Genomic DNA, 26,994 nt, shown 5'->3' with positions numbered 1-26,994 from the left:
TCCGTTCCGCCGAGCGAGCACGTCTGGGGACGCACCCGCGGTGGGGGCTCCCCGACCGGGACGGACCGTCACGACCATGTTCGCGCGCTCACGACCGCGACGCCGAAGAAGACGGGGTCACGCCCGGTCGCGAGCTGGAGCGCGGGATGGGGTCCCAGGAGGGCGTGGAGGGTGTCGACCACGACGCCTCCGGCGTCGCTCCGGCCCAGGACACCGGGCCGGTGCCGGTCCTCCCTCTGCGCGCGATCACCCACGGTGACCACCCCCGCCCTGACCCCCTCGCCGTTCCACACCATCAGGTCGATTCGTGCGGGCGCGCCGTCCGGGGCGAGGCCGTCGAGGGGGAGCCGCAGGGCCTTCTCCTCACCGCCGACGACCGCGGCGGCGTCCAGCACCGCCGCCCGCGTGTACGGCTGACGCACGTCCGTCACGATCACCACCAGACCCCACGCCGCGTGCCGGACCGTCCCCGCACGCGCCGGAACGCCCGCGACCCACCAGCGACCACCACCCGCCGTACGGACGAGAGAGGTCACGTCGGCGAACGCCTGGTAACCCGACCCGATGGGCAGAGTCCGCCGGGCGACCTCGGCGGCGTGCAGGGTCGCGTATCCCGGCCTTCCCGGAGCGCGCACCCTGATGTCCTCTGCGGGAACGACCCCCCGGCCGCCGCCGGACCAGTAGAGGCCCGCCCACAGCACCTGGCCTCCGCCCGGCAGGGCGAGATCGGCACAACTGGACGTACGCGTCGACGGGTCCCTGTCGAGGTCGACCGGCACGCTCACGCCCGGGTTCCGGCCGCCTGCGCCGGCTCCACAGGGTGCGGCCGGCGCCGCGGAGCCGACGAGCACGTTGCCGACGACCCGGGCGGCGAGGCGGCCGTCCGCGGCGAAGCGCGCCGCCGCGCCCGAGGCGCGCACTCCCACGGTCGATTCCGCGGTGGTCTCCAGCCGCCCCGACCGTACCCGTACCGTGAAGGCCCGTCCCGTGGGCGCATCCGCGGCCACGGTCACCTTCAGGAAGATCGCCGTCACCTCACCCCCGGCGAGCGGCCCCCGAACGCACCGCACCGTGCTGCCGGACGTCTTGTTGCCGGACGTCTTGTTGCTCGACGTCTGGCTGCTCGACGTCTGGCTGCTCGACGCCAGACGACCCGACGCCTCGCACGCCCAGTCGTCGTCCGCGCCGCTCCCCGTCCGCGCGCGTTCCGCTCGCCCACCCGTCGTGTGCCCCTGACCGGTGCCGTCGCTTGCCCTGCGATCCGCCGGCGTGCCGCCGTTCTGCCCCATGACGTCCGGCTTCGCCTCGTGGCCCTGCCGCCTGTCACCGTTCACGGGGCTCTGTGAAGCACCGTTCGCCGTGCGGTTCCGGCCTCCGCGCTCGTCCTGATTCACGTAGCGAACGCCGGGCGGGAGGGTCACCGTCGCGGTGACTCCGGCGGTGGCCGCGTCGCCCGCGTTCCGCACCCGTACGGCGACGAGCCCCGGCTGGCCGCGCAGCAGGGCGCCGAGCGGGTCGACGGCGACGACGATCGTCTCCTTCGCCTTCTTGGCGCTTCCCGCGGGCTTGTGGTTGTTCCCGCTTCCCACGACCTCGTGGGAAGCGGCGCCGCTCCCGTCCGGTCGGCCTCGCTCTTGGGCCGCACGACCGCGTTCCCCGGCCTGCGGGCGGCCCAGCGCGTCGCCCAGGCTCACGAGTGGGGTGCCCCCGGTGGCCGGTCGCCGGGCCTGCGGCTCACGCCGGTCACCAGCCCGCCCCGGCGCCTGCCACGCCCCGTCCCCCGCGCTGCTCCGCGCGCGGACCTGCTCGCGTTGGTCCTGATAAGGGTGCCGGGAGAGCTGCCCTCGCACGCGTTGCCGTTCGGGAGCCTGGCCCCGTGAGGCGTCCGTGTGGCGGACGCCCCGATCGCGACCGGCGAGGACGGCGGCCGCGCCCGGCTCGCCCCCGTCGCGGCCCCCCGCGCGGCCGCCCGCCGAGCCTCCCTGCGCCCCGCTTCCCTCCGCCGTGCTTCCCTGCGTCATGCCGTCTCGTGGCGAGCCTCCCTGCGCCCCGCTTCCTTGTGGCGGGGCCTCCTCGCGCCGTGACCGGCGGTCGGCACCGGGCGTGCCCCTGCCGGTGGTCTCGGGCATGCCGAGCGCGATGCCCGCGCCCGGCGAGCCGGGAGGGCTCCCCGCCGCCGGATCGTTCCCCGTCCCGAGGGCCGGGGCGCTCGCCACCGTCCCGGACGTCCGCACGCTCGGCCTCGTCGGGTCGTGCGGGTTCGTGGGCTCCGCCGATCCGGCGTGGCCGGTGGCCGCCTGTGAGCGCGAGGCGCCGCCGTCCGCGGCTCGCGGGCGGTCCAGGGCCCGCGTCCCTTCCCGGTCTCGGGGACCGTCTCCGGCACCGACCGTGGAGAACATGCCCGTCGGCTGGGCGACGAGCAGGAAGGCGGCCGTCGCGAGGCCGGCCACGGCGATGCCTCCGAGCACCGCCCGCTGCGGCGTTGGCACGCTCCGCGCGAGTGCGGACAAGCGCGCCAGCGCCGCCCGCGCCCGCGTGAACACCGCCCGCGCCGCCGCGCTCGCCCGCGCCCAGGTCTGTCCCGTCTGCGCCCGCACGAACGTCACCCAGCCCAGCCCCGGCCGGGCGCGCCGGGCTGCCGCCCGGGCTCGCGTCACCACCGCCCGCGGCATCGCGCCCGCCTTCCCGCACACGCGCCGGGTCGTCACCCGTGCCCGGCCGTACGCCTGGAGCAGAGCGTTCGCCCGCCCGCGCACGCCGTTGCCCACCCCGTCCACCCTGCCGCCCACCCCGCCGTCCGGTCCGCGGCCGCTCGTGCCGCTCGTCGTGCCGTCCCCGGACGACCGTGAGCCCGTGGCGGTCGCGGCGGCGAGGCCGGCGAGGTAGTCGTCCACGGCCGGCCCGGCGACGAGCTGGCCGACGACGGCCCGCAGTTCCTGCGTGAGACCGACCATCTGCAGGAAGACCGACCGGCAGTCGATGCACTCGGCGACATGGGCGTCGACCGCGCCGGCCTCCTTCTTGGGCAGGCCGTTCCCGACGTAACGGAGGATCATCGACAGGATCGGCCGGCACTCGGCCCGGGGGCCGTTCTCCAGGTGCAGCCGCACGTATGCCTCCCGCAGGCCCTGACGGGCTCTGCGGAACAGACACATCGCGGCCCTGCCCGACATGCCGAGCAGCGGGCCCGTGTCGGCCGGCCTGCCGCCCTCGATCTCCACATGCCACAGCAGCATGCGCCAGCGTTCCGGCAGCGAGCGGTACGCCCGGGCGAGCGGCGAGCGCTCCAGCCCGGCGAGCTCGGGGTCCACGTAGAGGGAGTCGCCGTCGGCCAGGTCGACCGCTCCGGTGGCGGCGTAGCGGCGCAGCGACGCGAGGAGATAGGGCCGGAAGGCGGAGGCGGGGCCGCCGCCGCGCCGCACCACCTCCAGCACCCTCGCGAAGGTCTCGACGAGGAGGTCCTCGGCCGTGTCCTCACTCTGTGCGATCTGCCGCGCCAGGGACCGCGCGGCGACCGAGTGCCGCCGGTAGAGCGTGCCGAAAGCCGCCGCGTCGCCTCCCCGCACGGCCTCGAGCAGCTCCATGTCGGCATGCCGGACTTCTCTACGCATTGCGACCTCGCGATTACGATGAGTTGCACCGCGATACATTCCGCAGTCCATGTCCTGGCTAAACCGCAGCGGCCTCTTTACTCTCGGTAGTTGTCGCTCGTCACATCCGCAAGCCCGGCCCGTTCGGCCCGCGCGGTGAGACCGGCCGTACGCTGAGCCTCATGAGTGACCGCGAGAGACTGCTGGACGAAATCAAGAACAAGGGCATCGTGCACGGCCGGGTCGTGCTGTCCTCCGGCAAGGAGGCCGACTGGTACGTGGACCTGCGCCGCATCACCCTGGACGGCGTGGCGGCGCCGCTGGTGGGCCGCGTGATGCTGGATCTCACCGAGGACCTGGGCTACGAGGCGGTCGGCGGTCTCACGCTGGGCGCCGACCCGGTGGCGACGGCCATGCTGCACGCCGCGGCGGCCCGGGGGCGCGCCCTCGACGCGTTCGTCGTCCGCAAGGCGGGCAAGGCGCACGGCCTGCAGCGCAGGATCGAGGGTCCCGACGTCGCCGGACGCCGGGTGCTCGCGGTGGAGGACACCACCACGACGGGCGGGTCCGTGCTCACCGCCGTGGACGCGTTGTGCGAGGCCGGCGCCCAGGTCGTGGGCATCGCGACGATCGTGCACCGGGGCGGCGACGAGGCGCTGGCCGCCACGGGCGTGCCGTACCGCTCCGCCTACACGCTCACTGATTTGGGGATCGCTTCACACTGAACGCCTGCCGCTCGCCGGGCGGCCCGGGGGACCTGGCGGTTCCGTTCTCGAGGACCTGCACCGTGCTCGCGTCGTCGAGGACGACGTCGAGCTCGGGCTGGAAGTAGGACGCCTGCTCGTCCCGGGCCAGATCCCGGTCGATGAGCACGTCGCCGCCCGGCACCCGGACGAACACGGGACACCGCTCGGCCTGACACACCACCCGGACGGTGGGCACGCGGGGCGCGGAGGGCTCTGCGGAAGGCTGGGTGGAGGACCGCGCCGACGGGGTGGGGGAGGCGCCGGCGGCGGGCTCCTGCGATCCCAGGATGGACAGCAGCGCTCTCGCGCCGATCACGATGACGGCGAGCAGCAGCACGACCGCCAGGCCGGTCACTGCCAGCCTGGCGATGCCGAGGGGATCAGACCTGTGGCGTCCCACACCCGGGAGAGTAGCGGGTGTGGGACACATCTCAGTGCTGACCGGTCACTTGTTGTGCGGTTGCACTTCCCCGCAGGTCACCCGCCCTCTCCAAGCGTTCCGGGGGTGGCCCTCGCGCCGTTCCGGGACCGGTCCGCTCTCCCGGGTCACGTCACCGCGGAGCACCGGTCGTGCCGCGGCACGACCGGTCGCGCGGCCGGCATGAAGGACCGTACGGCGGGGCCTCTACCCGGGGCGTCTACCTGGGGGCGTGGTGACGGCCCTTGGGGACGGCGGCGCCGGCCCGGCGGTTCTTCAGCACCTCACGCACGATCGGGATCAGCGACAGGACCACGATGACGAAGACCCCGGGCAGGATGTATTTGTCGATGTCCTTGACCGTGTCCCCCAGGAAGCGGCCGAGCAGAAGCAGGGCCTCGACCCAGACGACGCCGCCGAGGACGTTCCAGACGAAGAAGCGGCGCGCGTCCATTTCCAGCACGCCGGCCACCGGGTTCATGAAGGTGCGGACGATCGGCATGAACCGCGCGGCGACCACGGCCTTCGCGGGGCCGAACTTCTCGAAGTAGTACTCCGCCTTCTCGACGTGCTCACGTTTGAACAGCCTCGAGTTGGGTTTGTCGAACATCTTCCGTCCGACCTTCGCCCCCAGGAAGTGGCCCAGCTGTGCGCCCGCGATCGCCGCCAGCGGCGCGCCGATCAGCAGAGTCGGCAGTGACAGCGGCGCGATCCCGAGCTCCTGCACCGCTGCGGCGGTGCTGAAAATTCCAGCGGCCACCAGCAACGAGTCGCCGGGGAGGAAGAACCCGACGAGCAGCCCCGTCTCGGCGAATACGATGGCGATGACGCCGATCGTCGCGAAGGCGCCGAGCATGCTCAGCCACCACTTCGGGTCAAGAAGGTCCAAGAGCACGTCCACGGGGCGAGCCTACCTGTCCCGGATGAGATGAGACTGAGAAGCGGCAGGGCTGTGGAAAACCGTGAAGGGCGGAATGACCGCGGCTTTCCGGCGTCCCGCGTACCCGGCTTTCCGTATCCGGCCGGCCTTCGGGATACTTGGCCACGCCGCATACCGTCAGAAGGAGATGACTTCGCATGCCTATCGCGACCCCAGAGGTCTACGCCGAGATGCTCGACCGCGCCAAGGCGGGCGGCTTCGCGTACCCGGCGATCAACGTGACCTCGTCGCAGACCCTGCACGCCGCGCTGCGCGGCTTCGCGGAGGCGGAGAGTGACGGGATCATCCAGGTGTCGACCGGTGGCGCGGAGTTCCTCTCCGGCACCACGGTGAAGGACATGGTCACCGGGTCGGTGGCGTTCGCCGAGTTCGCCCGCGTGGTCGCCGAGAAGTACCCGGTGACGGTGGCGCTGCACACCGACCACTGCCCGAAGGACAAGCTCGGCTCGTTCGTCCGCCCGCTGCTGGAGATCTCCGCCGAGCGCGTCGCGCGCGGCCAGGACCCGCTGTTCCAGTCGCACATGTGGGACGGCTCGGCCGTGCCGCTGGACGAGAACCTCCAGATCGCGAGCGAGCTGCTCGACAAGACCGCCGCCGCCAAGGTCGTCCTCGAGATCGAGATCGGCGTGGTCGGCGGTGAGGAGGACGGCATCGTCGGCGAGATCAACGAGAAGCTCTACACGACGCCGGAGGACGCGCTGGCCGTCGCCGAGACCCTCGGCCTGGGCGAGCGTGGCCGCTACATCGTGGCCGCCACCTTCGGCAACGTCCACGGCGTGTACAAGCCGGGCCACGTCAAGCTGCGCCCGAGCGTGCTCAAGGAGATCCAGGACGCCGTCGGCGCCAAGTACGGCAAGGAGAAGCCGTTCTCGCTGGTCTTCCACGGCGGCTCCGGCTCCACCGCGGAGGAGATCCGCGAGTCGATCTCGTACGGCGTGGTGAAGATGAACATCGACACCGACACGCAGTACGCCTTCACCCGTCCGATCGTGGACCACATCTTCCGCAACTACGACGGTGTGCTGAAGGTCGACGGCGAGGTCGGCAACAAGAAGGCCTACGACCCGCGCGCGTACGGCAAGGCCGCCGAGGCCGGCATGGCCGCTCGCATCGTCGAGGCCTGCCAGCAGCTCAACTCCGCGGGCACCAAGCTCAAGTGACGGACGGCCCGGCGCGAACGGAGGACGATCTTCTGTTCCCGCCGGGCCGAGCCCGTCTGGCTTCTCCACGTCCGCCGGAGAACGGCCCGCACTCCGGCGGACGGGCCCTGCCCGTTCGAAGGACGAGAGCAGGGCAGCGATTCGCAGACACGTAAATTACGCTGATCAGATGGAAACGCACGAGAACCTCCTTGCCGGCCCGCCGCCCACCCTGCTGCCGGACAACCTCGAGGCGCGGCAGATGCTCGAGTCGGGCGCCAAGGCGGCGGACGTGGCCGCTCGCTTCCCCGCCTACTCGGCCGCCTGGGCCGCTCTCGCCGACGACTACTTCGCCGCGGGTCACGCCGTCACCTCGTACGCGTTCGCGCGCACGGGGTACCACCGGGGTCTCGACCAGCTGCGCAGGGCGGGCTGGAAGGGGCATGGGCCGATCCCGTGGGAGCACGAGCCGAACCAGGGGTTCCTGCGCTGTCTGAACGCCCTCTCCCGGGCCGCCAACGCGATCGGTGAGAAGGACGAGGCCGAGCGCTGCGCCCAGTTCCTGCGCGACAGCAGCGCGGCCGCCGCGGAGACGCTCGCCGCGAGCTCCTGAGCCCGCGGAGGGGCCCGTCTCGCGACTTAAGACTCCGTTCACCGTCGGCATGCCCCTCGGGTAGTCTCTGTGTGCAAGAGGCCCCTGCCGCGCTTGCGTCAGGGGCTTTCGTCTTGGTGCAGGAGTTAAAACCATGCCGGCTGTCGTTCTCGTTGGCGCCCAGTGGGGCGATGAGGGCAAGGGGAAGGCCACCGACCTGCTGGGCGGCGACGTCGACTACGTCGTCCGTTACCAGGGTGGAAACAACGCGGGCCACACCGTCGTCATCGGCGACCAGAAGTACGCGTTGCACCTGCTGCCGACGGGTGTGCTGTCGCCCGACGTGGTGCCGGTGATCGGCAACGGCGTGGTCGTCGACCCGGGTGTGCTGCTCAGCGAGATCGACGGGCTGGCCGAGCGCGGCATCTCCTGCGACCGGCTGCTGATCTCGGCCAACGCGCACCTGATCATGCCCCAGCACAAGGCCATCGACAAGGTCAGCGAGCGTTTCCTCGGCAAGGCCAAGATCGGCACGACCGGCCGCGGCATCGGCCCGGCGTACGGCGACAAGATCTACCGCATGGGCATCCGCGTGCAGGACCTGCTCGACCCCGGCATCCTCGGCAAGAAGATCGAGGCCGCGGTGAGCGAGAAGAACCAGATCCTCACCAAGATCTACAACCGCCGGGGGCTCGACCCGGCGAAGGTGCTGGAGGAGTACCTCGGCTACGCCGAGCGGCTGCGTCCCCACATCGCCGACACCTCGCTCGTGCTCTCGCGGGCGCTCGACCAGGACAAGGTCGTGCTGCTGGAGGGCGGCCAGGGCACGCTGCTCGACATCGACCACGGCACCTACCCCTTCGTCACCTCGAGCTCCCCCACCTCGGGCGGCGCCTGCGCCGGCTCCGGCATCCCGCCCACCCGCCTGACCAGGATCATCGGCATCCTCAAGGCGTACACGACGCGTGTGGGGTCCGGGCCGTTCCCGACCGAGCTGCTGGACGAGCAGGGCGACTGGCTGCGCCAGACCGGCGGCGAGTACGGCGTGACCACCGGCCGCAACCGCCGCTGCGGCTGGTTCGACGCGGTCATCGCGCGGTACGCCACCCGGATCAACGGGGTGACCGACTTCTTCCTGACCAAGCTCGACGTGCTGTCGGGGCTGGAGCGGATCCCGGTCTGCGTGGCGTACGACGTCGACGGTGTCCGCCACGACGAGATCCCGATGACACAGACCGACTTCCACCACGCCACGCCGATCTACGAGGAGCTGCCCGGCTGGCAGGAGGACATCACCAGCGCCAAGACGTTCGACGACCTGCCGCCGAACGCGCAGGCGTACGTCAACGCGCTGGAGGAGATGAGCGGCGCCCCGATCTCGGCCATCGGCGTGGGTCCTGGCCGCACTCAGACCATTCAGATTCGTTCCCTCATCTGAGGACCATCCAGATTCGTTCCCTTATCTGAGGATTCGTGGCGTACGCGCCCGGAACCGGGGGGTTCCGGGCCGCGGACGTGCGAGGCGGTAGGGTACGCCGCTGTGCATGGATACGTTGAGCTGCACGGGCACCGTGGAGCACGGGGCCTGAGGCCCGAGAACACCCTGCCCGGCCTGGCCTTCGCGCTGGAGCTGGGAGTCGACGCACTCGAGTTCGACGTCGCCATGTCCGCGGACGGACAGCTCGTGCTCACCCACGACCTGCACGTGTCCGCGGTGACCAGCGCCGACACGGGCATGGCCACGCCGGGCGACGAGATGTTCCCCTATGTCGGCAAGCCGGTCATCGCGCTCACGCTGCCGCAGCTGCGCACCCTCGACGTCGGCGTACGGCTGCCGGAGCGGCCGGACGACCGCTTCGCGCTCACGCAGGTGCCGCTGCCCGACACGCGGATGCCGACGCTCGGAGCGGTGCTCGGCCTGATCGGCGCCCTCGGCGCGGACCACGTGCGTCTCCACGTCGAGCTGAAGTCCGATCCCACCCGTCCCGACCTGTGCGCCGACCCGCGCCGCTTCGTCGAGGAGGTCGTCAGCGAACTCGACCGGCACGACCGGCTGTCGAAGGCGGCCCTGCTCAGCTTCGACTGGCGCATCCTGGAGATCGCCAGACCGCTCGTGGAGCGGCGGTACGCGCTGGTCGAGCGCGACACGATGACTCCTGCCTGGATGAACGGGATCCGCCTCGGCGAGGCCGGCGGCGATCTCGCGGCGGCGGCCGCGGCGGTGGGGGCGACGACGCTGTCCCCCGACCGCGTGCTCGTCGACGAGGCGCTGATGACCGGGGCGGCCCGGCAGGGCCTGCCGGTCGTGGTGTGGACGGTCAACGAGCCCGACGAGGCCGCCCGGCTGATCGACATGGGCGTGGCCGGCATCGTCACCGACTATCCAGACCGCATGCGCCGTCTGTGGAAGGCTCGCGGCCTTCCGCTGCCCGGCCCGGTGAGCCCGCTCCGCCCGGTCGGCGCCTGACCCCTCGGACCCGCGGACCCCGGGCAGGGGAAGAGCCCCGCCCGGACGGCGGTTGTCTCAACCACCGGGGCGGGGCTCCAGGGTCACCCACAAGAATGGCTTTTACAGCCGATTACCAGCCAATCGCATCGGACCGTGCCCGTCAAGTCGCTGAGCGTCACTCGGCCCAGCATGCCGGGCGGGTTCACTCCTCCACGGACAGCGCGCCGGACGGGCAGAGCTGTACGGCCCTGTTCACGGCGGTCACGAGATCGGCCGCAGGCTCGGCGTCGAGCACCACGACCGTCCCGTCGTCCTCGCTCTGGTCGAACACCTCGGGCAGCGTGAGCACGCACATCCCCGCACCGACACACCGGCCGGTGTCCGCCTTGATCTTCATCGTTCCCCCAGCGGTCTTCCTCACCACAGCACCGGCAGCCGGTGCACACCATAGATCGCCATGTTGGACCGCAGCGGCACCTCCCGCGCCGGCACGGCCAGGCGCAGGTTGGGGAAGCGGCGCAGCAGGGCGGGATAGGCGATGCGCATCTCGATCCGGGCGAGCTGCTGCCCCAGGCACTGGTGGATGCCGTGCCCGAAGCTCAGGTGCCCGTGCGCAGGCCGGGTCACATCGAGCGCGTCGCCGTCCTCGAAGCGCCCGGGATCCCGGTTCGCCGCCCCGAGGGACAGCGTCACCGACTCGCCGGCCCTGATCAGGGCGCCGCCGACCTCCACATCCTCCAGGGCCGTACGGGTCGGCCCGATGTGCACGATGCTGAGGTAGCGCAGCAGCTCCTCCACCGCGTTCTCCACCGCGGCCGGATCGTCCCGCACGAGGGCGAGCTGTTCGGGGTTGGTCAGCAGCGCGAACGTGCCGAGGCCCAGCATGTTCGCGGTCGTCTCGTGCCCCGCGATGAGCAGCAGCAGTCCTACGCCGCCGATCTCCTCGGCTGTCAGCTCCCCGCCCGCGACCAGGCCGCTCAGTATGTCGTCGGAGGGATCCTTCGCCTTCGTCGTGACGAGACCGTGCAGGTAGAGGTACAGATCCTGCACCGCCGCCCGGATGTCCTCGATCGAGGAGTCCAGGTTCAGCAGCACCGCCGAGTCGCGCTGGAACTTCTCCCTGTCCTCGTACGGCACGCCGAGCAGTTCGCAGATCACCAGCGAGGGGATGGGCAGCGCGAAGGACTCGACGAGGTCGGCGGGCGCGCCCTCGCGCTCCATGGCGTCGAGGCGGCTCAGGGTGATCTCGTGGATCCTCGGTTCGAGCTGCTTCATCCGCCTCACGGTGAACTGCCCGGTCAGCAGGCGGCGGTAGCGGGTGTGCGCGGGAGGGTCCATGCGGATGAAGAACCCCGGTGTCAGCGGCTCACGGCGGAACTCCCCGCGCTGGGGGATCGGCGAGTGCAGCAGTTCGGGGCGGCTGCTGAAACGGTTGTCGGCCAGAATGGCCCGTGACTCCGCGTACCCCGTCACCAGCCAGCCGTCGTGCCCGTCCGCGTACGTCATCCGCTGGACGGGCGCCTCGGCACGGCGGCGTGCCAGTTCGTCCGGCGGGTCGAAGGCACGTTCCCGAGTGAGGGGATAAGTCGCCAGCCGGGGTGTCGCCTCTGTCATGACACGCTCCTGCGAGAGTGGAAACGGTCGAGTGTCGAGCGCCCGCTCCCCCACCTAACAACATCATCTGACGTATCGCAATGACTGGTTGCTCACGATTACGGTCAGAAAGCGTACGCGTCCCGATTGTGCGGGCCGGAGGACCGATCCGGAGGACACCGGCGCGGGTTTCACGAGAAGGCGACGCCCCCGGGACGCGCGGGGCGGCGTCCCGGGAAAGGGCGGTCAGAGCCAGCCGTTGCGCCGGAAGGCGCGGTGCAGAAGCGTGCAGGCGATCACCATGACGCCGATCACGACCGGATAGCCCCAGACGGAATCGATCTCCGGCATGTTGTGGAAGTTCATGCCGTAGATCCCGGCGATCATCGTGGGGACCGAGATGATCGCCACCCAGGAGGAGATCTTGCGCATGTCCTCGTTGGCGAGGGCGTTGGAGCGCGCCAGGGCAGCCTGGAGGATCGAGTCGGACAGCTCGTTGGACGCCTGGACCTGCTCGCACACGCGGGACAGGTGATCGCCGACGTCGCGGAAGTACTCACGCATCTCGGAGGGGATGCTGCGCCGCTGGGGAAGGGCGTTGAAGGGGGTCTGGAGCGGCCCGACGGCGCGCTTGAGCTCCAGCATCTCGCGCTTGAGCTGGTAGATCCTGTTGATGTCGCGGGAGCTGACCTCGGCAAAGACGGCCGCCTCGACCTCTTCGAGCTCGGCCTGCATGAGGTCGGCCACCTGCAGGTACTTGTCCACGACGTGGTCGGCGATGGCGTGCAGGACGCCCGTGGGGCCGCGGCCGATCAGCTTCGGCTTCGACTCCAGCTTCTCGCGGACGTCGCCGAGCGGACAGTGCCGCCCGTGCCGTACGGTCACGACGAAGTCGGGCCCGACGAACGCCATGATCTCGCCCGTGCCGATGATCTCACTGCTCGCCGTCGACACCTCGTGGTCGAGGAACGCGACGGTCTTGAGCACCATGAACAGCGAGTCGCCGTACCGCTCGACCTTGGGCCGCTGGTGGGCCTTGATGGCGTCCTCGACGGCGAGCGGGTGCAGGCCGAACACCTCGGCGAGCCACTCGACCTCGGGCGCGGCGGGCTCGTGCAGGCCGACCCAGACGTACGCGTCGGGCACCTCGTTGGCCTCGTTGTGCTCGCGGACCAGGCGCACGGCCTCGGGAATGCCGCCGGCCTCGACCTTCTTGCCGGCGACGTACGCGCCGAACTCGACGAGGGAGTTGCTCGGCGGCACGCAGCGGACGACCGTCTCCGCGTTCATCGACGCGGCGCCGAGGTGCGTGGACATGACGCGGGTGTGCCTGTTGATGCGGGGAAAGAGCAGAGAGGAGCGCATGGCGGTCCCTTCCCGCCCGAGCCGGCACGCTCTACGCGCGACGTGATGTCACCCCTTCATGCAGGCGTGAGCTGCCCTCGGGCTTCAGTTTCGGAGTGGTCGGGAATGCGCACGACGTACGTGCGCGAGCACGTACTGACGGGATCACCAGAAGGCATCCCAACCACCTCCAATCGCCACGAGACAGCGCGAAGCCTAGCTAATCTACCACATTGCCGTTCGACGGCTTTTCCAGAGTACCCGCGTCAAGTGCCGTCGATCATGCACTTCTTGCCAAAAACAGCCCGAACAAACTAGCCATCGCTGTGTAACCCCACCCAAATGGGGCATCACCCCATGCCCCTTGTGGATGGCCCGGAGAGCGCCGGCGCGTCCGGACAGCTCCTCGGCGTCCGCACCGGGACGCCGGCCCGTGCCCGAGAACGGGAGGCGGCCGAACGCTGCGACAATGGTCGGGTGCGCGTACTTGTCATCGGTTCCGGGGGTCGTGAGCACGCTCTGTGCCGGGCCCTGCGGCTCGACCCCGCCGTCGTTGAAGTCCACTGCGCTCCCGGCAACGCCGGCATCGCCGAGGTGGCCACCCTGCACCAGGTCACGCCGACCGACGGCGCGGCGGTGACCGCGCTCGCGGAACGGCTGGGGGCCGGCCTCGTGGTGATCGGCCCCGAGGCGCCGTTGGTCGCCGGCGTCGCCGACGCCGTCAGGGCCGCCGGGATCCCCTGCTTCGGCCCGTCGGCGGAGGCGGCCCGGGTCGAGGGGTCCAAGGCGTTCGCGAAGGACGTGATGACCGCCGCCGGCGTGCCGACCGCGCGCGCGTACACCTGCACCACCGAGGAGGAGGCCGCGGCGGCGCTCGACGAGTTCGGCGCGCCGTACGTGGTGAAGGACGACGGCCTGGCCGCGGGCAAGGGCGTGGTCGTGACCGACAGCCGCGAGGAGGCCCTCGATCACGCCAGGGCGTGCGGGCGGGTCGTCATCGAGGAGTACCTCGACGGCCCCGAGGTGTCGCTGTTCGCGCTGTGCGACGGAACGAGCGCGGTGGCGCTGCAGCCCGCCCAGGACTTCAAGCGGGCCTACGACGGCGACAAGGGCCCCAACACCGGCGGCATGGGTGCCTACACCCCGCTGCCGTGGGCGCCCGAGGGCCTGTCCGAGCGGGTCATGGACGAGATCGTGCGCCCGACCGTGGCGGAGATGGCCCGGCGCGGCACGCCGTACACGGGAGTGCTGTACGCCGGGCTGGCGCTGACGTCGAGCGGCCCGCGGGTGATCGAGTTCAACGCGCGGTTCGGCGACCCGGAGACCCAGGTCGTGCTCGACCGGCTGGAGACCCCGCTCGGTGAGCTGCTGCTCGCCTGCGCGACCGGCGCGCTCGCCGGTCACCCGCCGCTGCGCTGGCGCGACGGCGCCGCCGTGACCGTGGTGCTCGCCGCCGAGAACTACCCTGCCGACCCGGTGAAGGGCGACCCGATCGCGGGGCTGCCGGTGACCGTCGAGGATGCGTACGTGCTGCACGCGGGCACGACCCTGGACAAGGACAACCGGATCGTGTCCAACGGCGGGCGGGTGCTCAGCGTGGTCGGCACGGGCGCGGACGTCGCGCAGGCGCGGGCGCGCGCCTACGAGGCACTGGAGCAGATCACGCTGCGCGGCTCCCACCACCGCTCCGACATCGCCCTGGCCGCGTCCTCCTCCTGACGCCTGACGAAAGGTGATGTCCGCGTAACGGTTGGTGCACGGATCGTACGCGGACATACCATCTGATCAGCGGAGGGGAGGGCGCATGGCCGCGGTGACCAGGCCCAGAGTCGACCAGATCCGGCCCAGGGATCTGGTCGAGACGGTGCTGAGCGGGCGCCTCCGTATCCCGTCGTTCCAGCGATCCTTCCGATGGGAACGCGACGATGTGGTCAAGCTCTTCGACAGCATCCTGCGCGGCTATCCCATCGGAAACCTGCTGATGTGGCGTCGCCCGGCCGGCGCGGCGAAACTCATGGTGGGACCACTGGAAGTCGACGCTCCCGAGGTTTCCGACGCCTTTTGGGTGGTCGACGGGCAGCAACGCGTCACCAGCCTCGTCGGCGCGCTCGGTATGCCGGACGACGTCGTCGACCCCCGCTTCCGGATTTTCTACGACCTCCGCGAGGACACCTTCGTCTCGACCGGGCGACGTGACGTTCCCAGGCACTGGCTTCCGGTGCGGGTGGCGCTGAGCAACGTGCGCGTCCTCGCATGGCAGCGGGAGCGCCCCTGGCTCACCGAGTCGGACATCGCGCGCTGCGATGCCGTGGTCACCGCCATCCGGGACTACTCGATCCCGATGTACGTGGTCGAGGGTGACGACGAGCAGGCGCTGCGCGTCATCTTCGACCGTCTGAACAACTTTGGAAAGCGCCTGACCCAGGCGGAGATCTTCACCGCCCTGCACACCGTTTCCGGGCAGATGGAGCCGTCGGGGCTGAACGCGCTGGCCGCGAACGTCAAGGGCTTCGGCTTCGGTGAGATACCCGAGCGTGTTCTCATGCAGTCCGTCCTCGCGATCCGCGGCGGCCGCGTAGACCGGGACTTCAGGGGCGAGTTCCGTGACGACGAGGACCGGCACGAGGCTTTCAAGCGGACAGAGCACACTCTGGGGATCGTTGTCGACTTCCTGCGGGAGGAGGCGGCGATTCCGCACGTCCGGGTGCTTCCCTATATGCTCTTTCTGCCGGTTTTGGCCCGATTTGTCGCCCTGTTCGGCCCTCCCGGGGGTCGTGCTGCCGAGCTGTTGCGCCGATGGATCTGGCGAGGCTCGGTGCTGGGAGTGGCGCCACAAGGAAACACCGTGGCCCTGCGGAAGAACGGGTTGGCAGTCGGCGAGGATCCGGTGGCGAGCGCCGACCGTCTTCTGCGCCTTCTCCCATCGGGCACGCCGTCCTGGCGTCCCGACCTTTCCGCCATCCGGCTCAATCAGGCGCAGGCGAAGGTCAACCTCCTCGGCATGCTCTCCCGGCGGCCCCGGGTCATGGCGGCCCCTCCCGGTGCGGAAGCCCGGGTCGAGGCGGTGATCGATGCGACCTGGCTCATGGATCAGGGGTGGAATCCACTCGTCGTGATCATGGGGGATGGCGGGGCTCTCCAGGAAACGATGGCGAATCGGCTCGTCCACCCTCTCGACGTCTCCGACGGGGACATCTACGACGCCGTCGACAACCGCCGGCTGGACACCGCGACGCTCGAAAGCCATTTCATCGACGATCTGGGTCTGTCTCTGTGGCTGCAGGACCGCCAGGAGGATTTCGTACGACATCGCGCGTCGCTGGTGCGTGCGGCGATCGAGGACCACGTGCAGGAGAACGCGCTCTTCGGTTTCCCCGACGGCCCTGAGCTGGTCAGGCCAGAGTGAGCGCATGAGCACACAGACCACCGCCCAGGTGCTGCTCGGTGAACGCCCGGTCGGCATGCTCACGATGCGAGCGGGCCGGGTGACGTTCCAGTACACGGATCGGGGGCTCGACCGGCCCGTGCTGGGCCTGGCGTACGAGTACAACCCGCGCAAGCGGGAGACCGCTCCCGGCGGGCAGCTTCCGCCCTGGTTCGCCAATCTGCTGCCGGAGCGGGAGTCGGGGCTCCGGCGGCTGATCACGGCGCAGCTGGGGCTCAAGTCCGTCGCGGACTTCTCCCTGCTCGTTCACCTCGGCCAGGACCTGCCGGGGGCCGTACGCGTGGTCTGCGAGGAACCCGGCCTGCAGGACAGCGAGACGGAACGCGCGTGGCGACGCCCCGACGCCCGCAAGATGAGCTTCTCTCTCGCCGGCATGCAGGTGAAGCTCTCGATGGTGCGGACCGCGGACAAGTTCTTGTACGAAGGAACCGGCGGCGACTGGATCGTGAAGTTCCCCAGCGACCGCCATGATCTCCTGCCCGAGAACGAGCACGCCATGATGACCTGGCTCGCCCTGTCTGGCATCGACGTGCCGCCTCACGAACTCGTCTCCGCCGAGTCGCTGGCCGACATCCCGGACGGACTGATCCGCCCGGGGGAACGGGTTTTCGCGATCCGGAGGTTCGACAGGCGCGCGGGAGAGCGGATCCATCAGGAGGACTTCGCCCAGATCTTCGGGCTCCTCCCGCAGGAGAAGGACCGCGGACGCGCGGAGCACGTCGGAGCGGTGATCCAGCGGGAGTGCCCGGACGATCTGGAGGAGTACGTCCGGCGTCTGACGGCGTGCGTCCTCATCGGCAACACCGACGAGCACCTGAAGAACTGGTCGCTGCAATATCCCGACGGGCGGAGCCGCAGGCTCTCACCGGCCTACGACTTCGTCTCGGTCACCTCCTACGAGACGTTCAGGAGGGACGTCCTCACCTTGCCGGTGGGCGAGCAGAACGACACGTCCTTCATCACGCTCGATCACTTCCGCCGCTTCGCCGAGACCGTGGGCGCCGACGAGGAGAAGGTCACCGCGGCGGTGTCGGCGACGGCCGAGGCCATGGCCTCCTCGTGGTCCTCGGTGCTGCGGGAGTGTCCCGTTCCCCCGTTCGTGGCCGACCACGTCGGCGCGCGGCTGCGTACTCTCCCCTTGCTCAATGCGGGATGAAGAGCTGGGAAGATGGAACCGTGAAGCACCTGCACTCCGGCAAGGTACGCGACCTCTACGAGACCCCTGACGGGCTGCTGCTGATGGTCGCGTCCGACCGCATCTCGGCCTTCGACTACGTGCTCGAACCCGGCATCCCCGACAAGGGGGAGATCCTCACCCGTCTGTCGCTGTGGTGGTTCGAGCAGCTCAAGGACGTCGTCCCCAACCATGTGGTCTCGACCGACGTCCCGGCGGAGTTCGCCGGCCGCGGCGTGCTGTGCCGCCGGCTGCGGATGGTGCCGGTGGAGTGCGTGGCCCGCGGCTACCTCACCGGCTCCGGGCTGGTGGACTACCGCAGGGAGGGCGTCGTCTCCGGCGTACGCCTCCCGGAGGGGCTCACCGACGGGTCGCGGCTGCCCGAGCCGATCTTCACGCCGTCGACCAAGGCCCCCATGGGGGAGCACGACGAGCCCATGACGTACGACGAGGTCGCGACGGAGGTGGGCGAGGACGTCGCCGAGCGGCTGCGCCTGATCACCCTCGACGTCTACAGCCGCGGAGCCGAGATCGCTTTGGAACGTGGCATCATCCTGGCCGACACGAAGATCGAACTGGGCTGGGACGCCGACGGTGTGCTGACGCTGGGCGACGAGGTGCTGACGCCCGACTCCTCCCGCTTCTGGCCCCTGGACCAGTGGGAGCCGGGCCACTCCCAGCCGTCGTTCGACAAGCAGTTCGTCAGGGACTGGCTGCTGTCCCCCGAGTCGGGCTGGGACAGGTCGTCCGGAGAGGCGCCCCCGCCGCTGCCCGACGAGATCGTCGAGCGCACCCGCAGCCGCTACGTCGAGGCGTACGAACGGCTCACCGGAGAGCGCTTTCGCGGCTGAATCACACAGGTCACAGCAGTAGTCTCAAGTGACCCGTTCCCCCACGCGTTCTGGGGGTAGTTCCTCCCCGTAACTCCCGGGCCAGCGGCTACTCTAGGCCGATCGTCCTCCCCGACGATCGGCCGCCGGCTGACGGGAGTCCCCCACTTTCCCCCGAAATAGGAGTCGTATTCATGGTCCGTTACCGCGTGCGCGGTGGCAACGTACTGCGTGGAACCGCCTTCATCCAGGGCGCGAAGAACGCCGTACTGCCCATGATCGGGGCGGCGCTGCTCGCGGCCGAGGGCCGCACGGTGCTCCGCAACGTGCCCGTCATCGAGGACGTGCGCCGGGCGGTCGAACTCGCCCAGGCCATCGGCGCGAAGGTGGAGTTCCACGAGAGCGAGCGGACGCTCGTCATCGACGCCTCCCGCCTGACCAGCCCTGTTCTGCCCGCGGAGATCGCCCGCCGGTTCCGGGGGTCGGTGCTGTTCGTCCCCGCGCTGCTCCACCGCCTCGGCGAGGCGATCATCGAGGGCATCGGCGGGTGCAACCTCGGCAGCCGCAACCTCGACTTCCACTACCTGGGCTACAAGCGCCTGGGCGCGATGGTGGACGAGGGCGAGGCCGTCATCCACATCAAGGCCGGCGGCCTCCTCGGCGCCCCCCTGTACCTCGACACCCCGTCGCACACCGGCACCGAGAACCTGATCATGGCCGCGTCTCTGGCGCGCGGGACCACCGTCATCGAGAACGCCGCCCTCGAGCCCGAGGTGCTCGACGTCATCACGATGCTGACCCGGATGGGCGCGCGCATCCGCGGCGGCGGCACGGGCTTCATCACGGTCGAGGGCGTCGACGAGCTGACGGCGGTCGAGCACACGGTGATGCCGGACCGGCTCGACGCGGGCGTGTTCGCGATGGCATCGGCGATCACGGGTGGTGAGGTGAGCCTGGTCGGCGCCTCCCTGGAGCACCTCGGCGTGGTCCGGTGGAAGCTGGAGCAGATGGGCGTCGAGTTCGAGCAGCACGGCGCGGTGCTGCAGGTGCGCCGTGACCGGCCGCTGCGCCCGATCAACGTGATCACCGACACCTACCCCGGCTTCGCGACCGACCTGCAGTCGCCGCTGATGACCGTGGCCTGCCTCGCGGAGGGCTCCAGCTACATCCACGAGCGCATCTTCGACGGCCGTTTCGCGCTCGCGGGCGAGCTCAACAAGATGGGGGCGAACGTCGAGGTCGAGGGGAGCCGGGCGGTCGTGCACGGTCCCACACCGCTGCGCGGCACCGACGTGACGGCGCACGACCTGCGGTCGGGAATCGCGCTCGTGCTCGCCGGTCTCGCGGCGGAGGGCGAGACGACGATCGGGTCCGGATATCTCATCGACCGCGGTCACGCCGCGCTCGCACAGCGTATGCAGGCGCTCGGGGCAGATGTGGTGCGTGAAATTTCCACTTCGGACGAGGGCTGAGTCCGCAAACCTTTACTAATGCCCTGACCAGCGGGGACCTTCCGATTTACGGAAGCGCCCCGACCACCCAGAATGGTATTCCGGAAAATCTGGGCGTGACATTACGGCCTTAACCAGCGATCGTTCCAAAGAGAAGCCACAACAACGAGGGCGACGTGGGATGGGACGAACATTGGTCGAGCGCACGGAAGACACTCCGCGCGGGTCACGTCTGGGAACGGTGACACCCGACCTCACCATCGGCGTGGTGGGGTCGCACGATCTGGTCGAGCGGGTGATGTTGATGGGGCACTCGGCTGCCCCGGTGCCCTGCCGGCTGGTCGCCGCCGCATACCGGGATGAGCAGGAGGCGGCGGACAAGGTGACCCGGCTCGGGCCGGGTGTGGACGCGTGCCTGTTCGCGAGTCCGGTGCCTTTCGAGCTCGCGCGACGGGCCGGGGTGCTCACGATGCCCGCCACGCACGTGCAGCTTGGCGGGGCGGCACTCGTGGCGGCGATCGCGCGGGCCGCACTGGACGAGCGGATCGATCCGCGCCGGGTGAGCGTCGACGTGGTCAGCCGGCCGGACATCGACGAGGCGTACGCGGATCTCAACCTCTCCTCCGGGGAGGTGCACAGCCGTGACGAGCCGGGCCCTGTCGGCGCGATCACGGCCTTCCACGAGCGGCTGCTCCGCCAGGGGGCCACGACGGGCGCGCTCACCTGCGTGTCCGGCGTGGCCGACCGGCTGACCGCCGCCGGGGTGCCGGTGGTGCCGATCCGGCCGACCTCCGCGGCCGTCCGTACGGCACTGCACACGGCGGCGCTGCTCGGGGCCCGGCACCGGCTGGAGGAGTCGCAGCTCACGGTCGTGCTGGTCGAGGTGCCGACACTGCGCGAGCCGGTACGGCGGGCCGCCCCGCGCTACTGGCGTGACGAGCTGCGGTTGTCGCTGCACCGCCTGCTCGTGCAGGAGGCCAACCGGATCAACGCGAGCGTGTGGCCGATCGACGACCACAGCTACCTGGTGGTGGCCACGAAGGGCTCGATCGCGACGGCCACGGACGGGTTCCGGGTGCTGCCGTTCGCCGCGAGGATCCGCGAGGAGCTGGGCCTGGCCGTCGAGGTGGGTGTGGGGATGGGCCGCACGACGCACGAGGCGGAGACGCACGCGAGGGGCGCGCTCGCCCGCACGCAGGGCGGCAAACAGCCGCAGGGCTTCGCGGTGGACCGGGAGGGCCGCGCGCTGGTGCCGCCGCCCCGGATGCCGCCCCAGCCCGGCGGGCCGATCAAGCCCAAGGGGGTCGAGGTGCTGGCGCGCCTGGCCGCCAAGCTGGAGGGCGGGGACACGGTCGTGGACGCGGAGGGGGCCGGGCGCATGCTCGGAGTGACCCCGCGTACGGCCAGGCGGTTGTTGCGCACGCTGGTTGACGAGGGACTCGCGTGGCCGCTGCCGCCGAACCGAACCCCCCAGCCGGGCCGGCCCCGGCAGCTCTACCGGCTCATCGTGGAGAAGCTGAACCGGTAATCACCGTCCGGAGGCGACGGTTTATTGTCATGACCTATGGAGCGAAACGGTCATGACATACGGGTGTGGTTGGCGCTGGCGGCCGTGTACGTGGTGTGGGGCTCGACGTACCTCGGCATCGCGATCGCCATCGAGACCCTTCCGCCGATGACGAGCGGTGGACTCCGTTTCGTCGCGGCGGCGCTGATCCTCGGCACGGTCCTGCTCGTCAGGGCCGTGCCGTACCGGATGAGCTGGAGACAGTTCGGCGGCGCCGCGCTGGTCGGGCTCCTGCTCCTCGCCGGGGGCAACGGCATGGTCGCCGTGGCCGAGCAGCACATCTCCAGCGGCCTGGCCGCGCTGCTCGTCGCCTCGACCCCGCTGTGGCTTGTCGTGCTCAGGACGGTCTTCCGGGACCGGCCGCACGTGCTGACCCTGGCCGGGGTGCTGGTCGGCTTCGCAGGCGTCGCCTTCCTCTCGCTCGGCGGCGACGACGCGTCGGGCAGCACGGGCAGCGGGGTGGGCATCGCCGTGGTGTTGCTGGGTTCGTTCTCGTGGTCGGTGGGGTCGTTCATCTCCCCGCGGATCCCGATGCCGGCCAATCCGTTCGTGGCCAGCACGGTCGAGATGGCGGTGGGCGGCGCCGCGCTGCTGGTCATGGGCGCCGTGCAGGGTGAGCGGCTGCACCTCGGCGCGGTGAGCTGGCAGTCGTGGGCGGCCCTGGCCTACCTGGTGCTGGTGGGCTCCCTGATCGGCTTCACCTCCTACATCTGGCTGCTCGGCCATGCGCCGATATCGCTCGTGTCCACCTACGCGTACGTGAACCCGGTGGTGGCGGTGATCCTCGGAACGGCGATCCTGTCGGAACCGGTCACCGGGGCCATGCTCGTGGCGGGAGCCCTGATCGTCGTCGGGGTCGCGCTGGTGGTCTCGACAGAGCGCCGCAAGCGGGCCGGTGGGAGGCCTGCGGTGCGGAAAACGGCGACGGGCCCCGAACGCGACCCGGCGTCCTCGCCCGGTGGTGAACGCCTCCCGGACGCCCGGCCGGCCACCGAGGCGTGACAGCGACCCGGCTCGGGTGAAAGCGCGAGGGCGGCGCCCGCGATTCGAGGCCGCGACCGAGTCGGCCGCTTGATTTCGAAGCGATTCGCCAATCGTGCCGCGACATTCGTCAGGGGAATCATGGAATAAGGCGGCAGACGCCCGAACTTCGGCCAGTCTCCTTACCAACTCTGCTCACGGCTGCATGCATGACTCGCAGAGGTCCACTACCGTCAATCACAAACGTCCCATCGGACCCACAATGGGACCACTGACTGCTTTGTGAGGAGTGCGCAATGTTCGAGAAGTTCACCGACCGAGCGCGACAGGTCGTCATCCTGTCTCAGGCCGAGGCCCGGATGCTCGACCACCACTCCATCGGCGCCGAGCACATCCTGCTCGGACTGATCCGCGAGGACGGGGGCATCGCGGCCCAGGTGCTCAAAAGCCTGGGCCTGAGCCTTGAGGACGTGCGCCTCCAGGTCAAGGAGGCCGCCGGCCACGGCCAGGCCGCCCCGTCGGGGCACCTTCCGTTCACTCCGGCGGCCGGCGCGGTCCTCCAGTCGTCGAATCAGGAGTCCCTGGAGCGCGGCCATGACCGCATCGGCACCGAGCACATCCTGCTCGCGCTCATCCGCGATCGCGAGAGTGCGGCGTGCCGGATCCTGGTCACGCTCGGAGCCGGCCTCGACCAGGTGAAACAGAGCACGGACGCGCTCGTCCGGCAGTACTACCCGGCGCGCTAGAGAGCCTGGCGGAACGCCTCGGCGGCGGCAAGGAAGACGTCGTTGGCCTCTCCGTCGCCGATCGAGATCCGGGCCCCCTCCCCGTCGAACGGGCGCACGGCGACACCCACGGCCGCGCACTTCTCGGCGAACTCCATCGTTCGCTCGCCGAGGCGCAGCCACACGAAGTTGGCCTCCGTGGGCGGGACGGTCCAGCCCTGCGACAGCAGCGTCTCCCTGACGCGGGCACGCTCCTTGATCACCGTCTCGACCCGCTCCTGCAACTCGTCCTCGGCCTGCAGCGACGCGATCGCGGCCGCCTGGGCGAGGTGGTTGACCGCGAAGGGCAGCAGCGTCTTGCGGACGGCGGCCGCCACCGGCTCGTGTCCGATCAGGTAGCCGACCCGCAGCCCCGCCAGGCCGTACGCCTTGGAGAACGTGCGCAGGACGGCGACGTTGGGGCGGTCGCGGTAGAGCGTGAGGCCGTCCGGCACGTCCGCGTCCCTGACGTACTCCCGGTAGGCCTCGTCGAGGACGACGGTGACGTTCTCCGGCACGCGGTCGAGGAATCGCGTGAGCTCCTCCGTCCGGTTCACCGTCCCGGTCGGGTTGTTGGGGTTGCACACGAAGACCAGGCGCGTCTCCGGCGTGATCGCGTCGGCCATGGCGTCGAGGTCGTGCGTTTCGTCGCGCAGCGGCACCTCGACCGCGTTGGCGCCCGAGAGGCCGACCAGCAGCGGGTAGGCCTCGAACGAGCGCCACGCGTACAGCACGTCCGCGCCGGGCTCGCCGACCGCCTCCAGAATCTGCTGCGCGACCGCCACCGACCCCGCGCCCAGCGCGACGTGGGCGTACGGCACGCCGAACCGCTCGGCGACCTTCTCGGTGAGCCGGACCGCGCCGGGGTCGGGATAGCGGTGGACGTCCGTGGCCGCCCGTGCGATCGCCTCCACCACCGACGGCAGGGGTCCGAAGGGGCTCTCGTTGGAGGACAGCTTGTACGACCGGCCGTCCGGGGAGACCACGGCCTTACCGGGCTTGTAGGGCGGCATGGTGTCGAGGATCGAGCGGAATCGAGGCATGTCCTAACGATAGGAGATCCGCCTGATCGGGCGGCACCCCGCACGCCCCTCCGTGGACGGCCCGCGGGCCCCTGCCCCTAGTTGTAGTAGGCATAGAGGGTCTTCCAGGTGCCGGCGTACTGGCAGGTGAGAGACGGCTTGGCGGCCTTGGTCTCGGAGCAGGTCTTGAGCTCGACCTCGCCGACGTTCCTGACGGTGAAGGCGAACTTCGTCTTCGCGCCGTACGAGCAGGTGCGGTAGTTGCGGTAGGCCAGGTGCGGCTTGTTGGCGGCGTCGAAGTAGCTGACGCGGAACAGGGCCCAGCCGCAGGTGGACGCCTTCTGGGTCAGGCTGGTGACGCTGCCGGCGACCTTGACGTACGGCGCGGGCCGGCTCGGGTCGTCCTTGGCCGCGGCGGTCAGCGAGCCGCTCACCTTGGCCTTCGACCCGGCCGCGTAGTAGGGGCCGAAGGGCTTGGCGGCGTCGGCCTGGGCGGCCGTCGCCGTGGCGAGCGGGGCCAGGGCCAGGATGCCTGCCGCGAGCGTGATTCCTGCCAGGGAGCGGGTGAGGGTCATGGCTGGGGTTCCTTTCCTCTGTCGTTGCGGGCAGTTTGTCGCGCGCCGCTTTCAAAGTCCTTGACGCCCGCTGTACCGCGCCCTTCGCCTGGCCCATCGCCTGGTGGGCCGGGGACCGCGTGGTTAGGATCACGCGGTAACCGGCGAGCGGGGAGAGCATGACGAGCGGCGCGGAGGGCGGCGGACCGCGAGACGGCGATCCCCGGCGGATCGGGCCGTTCCGCATCCTCGGCACGCTCGGCCAGGGCGGCATGGGCACGGTCTACCTCGGCCGGGACGACGAGGGCCGCGACGCGGCGGTCAAGGTGATCCATCCGCAGTGGGCGGCCGACCCCGACTTCCGGCGCCGGTTCCAGCGCGAGGTCGCCGCCGCGCAGCGGGTCGCCCGCTTCTGCACCGCCGCCGTCCTCGGGGCGGGGCTGGACGGCGACGTCGCCTACCTCGCCACCGAGTACGTCCCCGGGCCCACGCTGCAGGAGGTCGTGCGGGAGCGTGGGCCGCTGGCGGGGTCGAGCCTGGAGGCGGTGGCGGTCAACGTGGCCGTGGCCCTGCAGGCGATCCACAGCGCGGGGGTGATCCACCGCGACCTCAAGCCGTCGAACGTGCTGCTGTCTCCGGTCGGTCCCAAGGTCATCGACTTCGGCATCGCCCAGGTCACCGACACCACCGCGGACATCAGCGGCATCGTCGCGGGAACCCCGTCCTTCATGTCACCCGAGCAGGCGAAGGGCGACCGGCTGACCCCGGCGTCCGACATCTTCGCCTGGGGCGCCCTGGTGGCGTACACCGCCTCGGGCCGGGCGCCGTTCAGCGGCGGGTCGATTCCGAGCATCCTCTATCGGGTGCTGCACGAGCCCCCGCACATCTCGGGCCTCGACCCCCGGCTGCGGTCGATCGTCGACCTGGCGCTGGCGAAGGACCCGGCCCACCGGCCGACCGCGCAGCGGCTGGTCGAGATGCTGACCGGCCACGAGCCGATCGCACCCGCGCCGGGGAGCGTGCGGGGAGAGCCGACGGCCGTGGCGAGCGCGACGGGCGGGACGGGCGAAGGCGGGGCGAACCGCCGGTCGCGCCTGGGCGTGGGCATCGCCGCCGCCGCCACCGCCATCGTCGTCACGGCGGGCGTGGTCGTCGCCGTCCGGGCCGCGTCGTCCGGCGACTCCGGGCCGTCTCCGAAACCCCCGGCGCACGCCACCGCGAGCGCCTCGGGCGGGAACCCGCTGCGCGGGCAGGCCGTACGGCTCTACGCGAGCCCGACCGGCGACGAGGCGCACCAGGCGGACGTCTGGCAGGCCGCGGGCCGGGCCGGCGACGCCGCGCTGATGCGGAAGCTGGCCGCCGTGCCCAGGGCCGTGTGGCTCGGCCAGACGAGCGCGAGCGAGGCCGCGCGTACGGCGAGCGCCACGGCGGAGGCCGCGGCGCGGCAGGACGCGGTTCCGGTCTTCGTCACCGACCACATCCCGCTCCGCGCGTGCAACGAGGACGGCGGAGCGGCGGACTCGGCGGACTACCTCGCCTGGATCGACGCGCTCGCGTCGGCGGTCGGCGACCGCAGGGCGGTGTTCGTGCTGGAGCCCAACAGCCTCGCGGAGTTGCCCGGCTCTCCCGACTGCTCGCTCGGTGACGCCGCCGACCAGCGCGCCAGGCTGCGCATGCTCGCCTCGGCGGCCAAGCGGCTCGGCGCGCTGCCGAACACCGCCGTCTACCTCGACGGCAGCCTCGACGGCTGGCCGTCGCCGGAGGTCGCCGCGACTCGGCTGGTCGACGCCGGGATCGCCGACGCGGACGGCTTTTACCTCAACGTCTCCGGATTCCAGAAGACCGATCGGCTCGTCGCGTACGGCACCCGCCTCGCCGCCTGCGTGAAGACCAAGTCGTCGAATCGCGGCCGCGCCTGCGACGACGCCGGCACGGACGCGGGAACGGCCGGGCTCCCCCACTTCGTGATCGACACGAGCAGGAACGGCACGGGCGAGTGGACCCCGCCGGAGGGCAGGTACAAGGACCCCCAGGACTGGTGCAACCCGCCGGGACGCGGCGCCGGCGCACGGCCGGCCACCCGCACCGGCAGTGCGCTCGTGGACGCGTACCTGTGGGTGCGGCCGGCCGGCATGTCCGACGACCGGTGCGATCGCGGCGAGGGCGGTCCCACCGACCCGGTGTACGGCGTCGTCCCGCCCTACGGCGGCGTGTGGTGGCCCGAACTCGCCCTCCAGCGGGCCGAGGCCGCCGTTCCGCCGCTCTGACGAGCGGCTCGGCTCCGGTGCGCGGGCAGCTCGGGTCGCTCGTCGGTCCAGCCGATCGCCCGATAAGAGGTGGAGACACGCAGCTCCGCCCGCCGCGATCCACTTCGCAGCCGTCTTCGTCACCTGTC

Annotated in this window: 21 protein-coding genes and 1 pseudogene; 14 read left to right on the top strand and 8 right to left on the bottom strand. The window is 70.9% G+C overall.

All coding sequences use genetic code 11. The features are described from left to right. Positions 1-68 precede the first annotated feature (68 nt). The gene (locus ACQPZZ_RS02575) at positions 69-3,584 is read right to left on the bottom strand and encodes a hypothetical protein (protein ID WP_432928559.1); all 3,516 of its coding nucleotides are present in this window, start codon (positions 3,582-3,584) and stop codon (positions 69-71) included. 188 nt (positions 3,585-3,772) lie between these two features. Between ACQPZZ_RS02575 and ACQPZZ_RS02570 the strand changes: the two genes are divergently transcribed. Further along, complete coding sequence (locus ACQPZZ_RS02570) at positions 3,773-4,315, top strand: orotate phosphoribosyltransferase (RefSeq protein ID WP_432928557.1); 543 nt, start codon at positions 3,773-3,775, stop codon at positions 4,313-4,315. Here the strand turns inward: ACQPZZ_RS02570 and ACQPZZ_RS02565 are convergent. Both ACQPZZ_RS02565 and ACQPZZ_RS02560 read right to left on the bottom strand, forming a co-directional pair. Then, positions 4,287-4,736 carry a hypothetical protein gene (locus ACQPZZ_RS02565; protein ID WP_432928555.1) on the bottom strand — a complete coding sequence of 150 codons (450 nt, stop codon included), beginning with the start codon at positions 4,734-4,736 and terminating at the stop codon, positions 4,287-4,289. The two genes, ACQPZZ_RS02570 and ACQPZZ_RS02565, sit on opposite strands and share 29 nt — an antisense overlap. A gap of 238 nt (positions 4,737-4,974) precedes the next feature. Continuing rightward, positions 4,975-5,655, bottom strand: coding sequence for a DedA family protein (locus tag ACQPZZ_RS02560; protein ID WP_363635055.1), 681 nt, complete (start codon positions 5,653-5,655; stop codon positions 4,975-4,977). 176 nt (positions 5,656-5,831) lie between these two features. Here ACQPZZ_RS02560 and fbaA point away from each other — a divergent pair, with 176 nt between their 5' ends. The 4 genes from fbaA to ACQPZZ_RS02540 all read left to right on the top strand — a co-directional run bounded on the left by fbaA (position 5,832) and on the right by ACQPZZ_RS02540 (position 9,892). Next, a complete protein-coding gene (gene fbaA, locus ACQPZZ_RS02555) occupies positions 5,832-6,854 on the top strand; it encodes a class II fructose-bisphosphate aldolase (RefSeq protein WP_363635057.1) in 1,023 nt (340 codons plus the stop codon). Positions 6,855-7,023: 169 nt separating this feature from the next. After that, positions 7,024-7,446 carry a DUF3151 domain-containing protein gene (locus tag ACQPZZ_RS02550; RefSeq protein ID WP_363635059.1) on the top strand — a complete coding sequence of 141 codons (423 nt, stop codon included), beginning with the start codon at positions 7,024-7,026 and terminating at the stop codon, positions 7,444-7,446. A 133-nt stretch (positions 7,447-7,579) separates the two neighbouring features. Next, a complete protein-coding gene (locus ACQPZZ_RS02545; RefSeq protein WP_363635061.1) occupies positions 7,580-8,863 on the top strand; it encodes an adenylosuccinate synthase in 1,284 nt (427 codons plus the stop codon). 102 nt (positions 8,864-8,965) lie between these two features. Continuing rightward, positions 8,966-9,892 carry a glycerophosphodiester phosphodiesterase family protein gene (locus tag ACQPZZ_RS02540; protein WP_432928552.1) on the top strand — a complete coding sequence of 309 codons (927 nt, stop codon included), beginning with the start codon at positions 8,966-8,968 and terminating at the stop codon, positions 9,890-9,892. A gap of 184 nt (positions 9,893-10,076) precedes the next feature. Here the strand turns inward: ACQPZZ_RS02540 and ACQPZZ_RS02535 are convergent, their stop codons facing one another. The 3 genes from ACQPZZ_RS02535 to ACQPZZ_RS02525 all read right to left on the bottom strand — a co-directional run bounded on the left by ACQPZZ_RS02535 (position 10,077) and on the right by ACQPZZ_RS02525 (position 12,832). Then, entirely contained in the window at positions 10,077-10,295 is a 219-nt protein-coding gene (locus ACQPZZ_RS02535; RefSeq protein WP_432928550.1) for a ferredoxin, read from the bottom strand. Then, positions 10,292-11,488 (bottom strand): cytochrome P450, encoded by a 1,197-nt coding sequence (locus ACQPZZ_RS02530; protein WP_432928547.1) that lies wholly within the window; start codon positions 11,486-11,488, stop codon positions 10,292-10,294. Before ACQPZZ_RS02530 ends, ACQPZZ_RS02535 begins: the two co-directional genes overlap by 4 nt. 225 nt (positions 11,489-11,713) lie before the next feature. Further along, complete coding sequence (locus tag ACQPZZ_RS02525; RefSeq protein ID WP_363635069.1) at positions 11,714-12,832, bottom strand: magnesium and cobalt transport protein CorA; 1,119 nt, start codon at positions 12,830-12,832, stop codon at positions 11,714-11,716. Positions 12,833-13,288: 456 nt separating this feature from the next. On the opposite strand from ACQPZZ_RS02525, the gene purD reads away from it, so the two are divergent. The 8 genes and pseudogenes from purD to ACQPZZ_RS02485 all read left to right on the top strand — a co-directional run. After that, entirely contained in the window at positions 13,289-14,530 is a 1,242-nt protein-coding gene (gene purD, locus ACQPZZ_RS02520) for a phosphoribosylamine--glycine ligase (protein WP_432928545.1), read from the top strand. An 85-nt stretch (positions 14,531-14,615) separates the two neighbouring features. After that, the gene (locus tag ACQPZZ_RS02515) at positions 14,616-16,217 is read left to right on the top strand and encodes a DUF262 domain-containing protein (protein ID WP_432928543.1); all 1,602 of its coding nucleotides are present in this window, start codon (positions 14,616-14,618) and stop codon (positions 16,215-16,217) included. Between the two features lie 4 nt (positions 16,218-16,221). Then, a complete protein-coding gene (locus tag ACQPZZ_RS02510; protein WP_432928541.1) occupies positions 16,222-17,412 on the top strand; it encodes a type II toxin-antitoxin system HipA family toxin in 1,191 nt (396 codons plus the stop codon). A gap of 20 nt (positions 17,413-17,432) precedes the next feature. Continuing rightward, entirely contained in the window at positions 17,433-18,281 is an 849-nt protein-coding gene (locus ACQPZZ_RS02505) for a phosphoribosylaminoimidazolesuccinocarboxamide synthase (RefSeq protein WP_432928539.1), read from the top strand. Between the two features lie 173 nt (positions 18,282-18,454). Beyond that, the gene (murA, locus tag ACQPZZ_RS02500) at positions 18,455-19,732 is read left to right on the top strand and encodes a UDP-N-acetylglucosamine 1-carboxyvinyltransferase (protein ID WP_363635079.1); all 1,278 of its coding nucleotides are present in this window, start codon (positions 18,455-18,457) and stop codon (positions 19,730-19,732) included. A 262-nt stretch (positions 19,733-19,994) separates the two neighbouring features. Further along, the gene (locus ACQPZZ_RS02495; RefSeq protein ID WP_363636135.1) at positions 19,995-21,239 is read left to right on the top strand and encodes a transcriptional regulator; all 1,245 of its coding nucleotides are present in this window, start codon (positions 19,995-19,997) and stop codon (positions 21,237-21,239) included. A 36-nt stretch (positions 21,240-21,275) separates the two neighbouring features. Next, positions 21,276-22,280: an EamA family transporter gene (locus ACQPZZ_RS02490; RefSeq protein ID WP_432928537.1), complete on the top strand. Its 1,005-nt coding sequence runs from the start codon at positions 21,276-21,278 to the stop codon at positions 22,278-22,280. A gap of 275 nt (positions 22,281-22,555) precedes the next feature. Further along, positions 22,556-22,990 (top strand): annotated as a pseudogene (locus ACQPZZ_RS02485) (Clp protease N-terminal domain-containing protein); the annotation flags it as partial. Between the two features lie 11 nt (positions 22,991-23,001). Here ACQPZZ_RS02485 and hisC read toward each other — a convergent pair. Continuing rightward, positions 23,002-24,066 carry a histidinol-phosphate transaminase gene (hisC, locus tag ACQPZZ_RS02480; RefSeq protein ID WP_432928535.1) on the bottom strand — a complete coding sequence of 355 codons (1,065 nt, stop codon included), beginning with the start codon at positions 24,064-24,066 and terminating at the stop codon, positions 23,002-23,004. Between the two features lie 77 nt (positions 24,067-24,143). Beyond that, positions 24,144-24,620 (bottom strand): hypothetical protein, encoded by a 477-nt coding sequence (locus ACQPZZ_RS02475; RefSeq protein ID WP_432928533.1) that lies wholly within the window; start codon positions 24,618-24,620, stop codon positions 24,144-24,146. Between the two features lie 158 nt (positions 24,621-24,778). Here ACQPZZ_RS02475 and ACQPZZ_RS02470 point away from each other — a divergent pair, with 158 nt between their 5' ends. Next, a complete protein-coding gene (locus ACQPZZ_RS02470; RefSeq protein ID WP_432928531.1) occupies positions 24,779-26,866 on the top strand; it encodes a glycoside hydrolase family 6 protein in 2,088 nt (695 codons plus the stop codon). Positions 26,867-26,994 lie beyond the last annotated feature (128 nt).

Source organism: Microbispora sp. CA-135349 (assembly GCF_050947365.1).
In the GTDB taxonomy this organism is placed as follows: domain Bacteria; phylum Actinomycetota; class Actinomycetes; order Streptosporangiales; family Streptosporangiaceae; genus Microbispora.
Note: the sequence above shows the minus strand (reverse complement) of the source record. Positions and strands in the feature narration are given on the sequence as shown.